This is a genomic window from Streptomyces sp. NPDC051921 (assembly GCF_040680975.1).
Lineage (GTDB): Bacteria > Actinomycetota > Actinomycetes > Streptomycetales > Streptomycetaceae > Streptomyces.
Map to the genome: position 1 here is coordinate 1 of NZ_JBFAXU010000055.1, position 3,370 is coordinate 3,370.

General features: G+C 72.2%; 1 protein-coding gene. It reads left to right on the forward strand.

Annotation, left to right across the window (positions count from 1 at the left end; genetic code table 11):
- Window positions 1-37: 37 nt before the first annotated feature.
- A partial coding sequence (locus AB0M16_RS36135; protein ID WP_365350787.1) for a type I polyketide synthase occupies window positions 38-3,370 on the forward strand: 3,333 nt, incomplete at its 3' end.

The following is a 3,370-nucleotide window of genomic DNA, read 5'->3' on the forward strand; positions in this document are numbered from 1 at the left end:
GTCGGACGCGCGTCGGAACGGGCACACGGTCCTGGCCGTGGTGCGGGGTTCCGCGGTCAATCAGGACGGTGCGTCGAACGGCCTGACGGCCCCCAACGGCCCCTCGCAGCAGCGGGTCATCCGGCAGGCGCTGGCGAGTGCCGGTCTGTCGGCGGCCGACGTGGATGCGGTGGAGGCGCACGGGACGGGCACGAAGCTCGGTGACCCGATCGAGGCGCAGGCCCTGATCGCCACATACGGGCAGGGGCGTGCGGACGAACGGCCTTTGTGGCTCGGGTCGTTGAAGTCGAACATCGGGCACACGCAGGCGGCCGCCGGTGTCGGTGGTGTGATCAAGATGGTCCAGGCGATGCGGCACGGGGTGCTGCCCCGAACCCTGCACGTGGACGAGCCGTCGCGGCACGTGGACTGGTCCTCCGGTGCGGTGGAGCTGCTGACGGAGTCGGTGGAGTGGCCGGCGGAGGAGCGGCCTCGACGCGCGGGTGTGTCGTCGTTCGGACTGAGTGGCACGAACGCGCACGTGATCATCGAGCAGGCCCCGGAGGTGGAGCCGGCGGCTGTCGGCTCGACGAGTGGCGGCTCGCTGCCGGTGGTGCCGTGGGTGGTCTCGGCGCGTTCCGCGGAAGGACTGGCGGCTCAGGTGGAGCGGCTGGCCGGATTCGTGGCCGCCAACCCGGACCTGGACCCGGTCGATGTCGGCTACTCGCTGGCCGCGGGGCGCGCGGCGCTGGAGCACCGCGCGTTCGCCGTCGCGAGCGACCGGGACGCCCTCCTCACCCAACTGCGCACCTTGTCCACCGCGCAAACCCGGACCGGGGGCCGCACCGCTTTCGTGTTCTCGGGTCAGGGTGCTCAGCGGCTGGGGATGGGGCGTGAGCTGTATGCGTCGTTCCCGGTGTTCGCGGAGGCTTTGGACGCGGTGGTGGCTGAGCTTGATGTGCATCTTGAGCGTCCGTTGCGGGAGGTGATGTGGGGTGAGGACGCCGGTCTGCTGAACCGGACGGTGTTCGCGCAGGCCGCGTTGTTCGCGGTCGAGGTGGCGTTGTTCCGGCTGGTGGAGTCGTGGGGTGTCCGGCCGGATGCTCTCGCCGGTCACTCGGTGGGGGAGATCGCTGCCGCGCACGTGTCGGGGGTGTTGTCTCTGGCGGATGCCTCGGTGTTGGTGGCGGCGCGTGGGCGGTTGATGCAGGCGCTGCCGGAGGGCGGCGCGATGGTCGCCGTCGCGGCTCCGGAGATCGACGTCCTTCCTCTGCTGACGGATGGCGTCGGAGTCGCGGCGGTCAACGGGCCTGCTGCAGTGGTCGTTTCAGGGGTTGAGGCCGAAGTGCTGCGGATTGCGGCGCACTTCACGGAGCAGGGTGTTCGCACGTCGCGGCTGAAGGTCTCACACGCGTTCCACTCGGTGTTGATGGAGCCGATGCTGGAGGAGTTCCGCACGGTCCTGGACGGGCTCACGTACGGCTCCGCCCGTATCCCGGTCGTCTCGACCGTCACCGGTGAGGCAGCTGAAGGGCTGGACTCGCCCGAGTACTGGGTGCGGCAGGTGCGTGAGGCGGTGCGCTTCGCCGACGCCGTCACCACCCTCACCGCCCAGGGCGTGACCCGTTTCCTGGAGATCGGCCCCGACGCCGTACTCACCCCGCTCGTCGACTCCGACCACGCGGTACCGGCCCTGCGCCGTTCCCAGGACGAGCCGACGGCCGTGGTCACGGCCCTGGCGCGCCTCCACGCCTCCGGCGCGGCCGTCGACTGGACGGCGTACTTCGGCGGGACGGGTGCGCGGCGGGTCGACCTGCCCACGTACGCGTTCGAGCACGAGCGGTACTGGCTCGCTCCCGCCGTGTCGTCCCACGACATCGCGGCAGCCGGGCTGACGGACGCCGGTCACCCTCTGCTCGGCGCCGCGCTGGTGCCGGCCGAAGGGGACGGTCTCGTACTGTCCGGGCGGATCTCGCTCCGTACGCACCCCTGGCTGGCCGACCACGCCCTCGCGGGAACGGTCGTCCTGCCGGGTACGGCCTACGCCGAACTCGCCCTGCACGCAGGTCAGTCGCTGGGCACCCAGCGGATCGACGAGCTCATGCTGGCGCAGCCCCTGGTCCTGCCGGCGGAAGGATCGGTGCAGGTCCAGGTCGTCGTCGAGTCCGCCGGGGACGACGGACGGCGAGGCGTCGGCGTCTACGCGCGACGGACCGAAGACGAGGAATGGACCCGGCACGCCCAGGGCGTTCTCGCCCGCGCCGTCGAGGAGGCCGTGACACCTTCGGACGGTGCCTGGCCCCCGGCGGGCGCGGTGCCCATCGATGTCGATCGGCTGCACGCCGACCTCTCCGAGCAGGGGTACCACTACGGTCCCCTGTTCCGGGGGGTGGCGGCCGTCTGGCAGCGGGGGGACGAGCTCTTCGCCGAGCTGGAGCTGCCGGACACCGCCGAAGCGGACCGGTACGGCATCCACCCGGCACTGCTCGACGCGGCGCTGCGTCCGCTCACGCTCGACAACGAGCCCGACCGGATGCGCGTGCCGTTCGCCTGGGCCGGGCTCACCCTGCACGCCGTCGGCGCTTCCGCGGCGCGGGTCCGGCTGACCCGCACGAGCGCCGACGCGGCCGAGCTGGTGCTCACCGACGGGACGGGCGCGCTGGTCGCGACCGTCGAGTCGATCACTCTCCGGGCGGCCGACGCGGCGCTCGCACACCGCAACTCCGCCCAGTACAAGCTGGCTTGGACTCGGCAGACTCCGCATGCTCCGCAGACTTCTCAGGGCGCTCAGGGCGAGGCCGGTTCGTGGACCCTCGCTGGTGACATCGGCGGCCTGGCGTCCGTACTGCGTGGTGCGGGTCTTGAGGTCCTGGACGAACGGCCCTGGTCCTCCGACCGGCTCCCGGCGGAGCCGGTGGACCCGGCCGACCCGGCCGCGGACACCGTCGTCGCCGACGCCCACGCCTGGAGCCACCACGTGTTGGCCCTCCTCCAGGAACGGCTCGCGGACGAGCGGCCGGACGCCCCGCAGCTCCTGGTCGTCACCCGTGGAGCGGTCGCCGTCTCGTCGGAGGCGGAGGTCACCGCCCCGGCCGCCGCAGCGGTGTGGGGACTCGTACGGACGGCCCAGTCCGAGCAGCCCGGCGGCGTGGTGCTCGTCGACCTCGACGACTCCCAGGACTCGCTCCGTGCCCTGGCTCCCGCCCTCGCCTCGGGTGAGCCGCAGCTCGCGCTGCGGGGCGGCGACGTCTTCGTCCCGCGCGTCCAGCGGGACACCGCCCCGTCCACAACTGATGTCCTTCCGTCGTTCGGTGGGGAGGGGACGGTGTTGGTGACGGGGGCGACGGGTGCGTTGGGTGGTTTGGTGGCTCGGCATTTGGTGTCGAGGTGG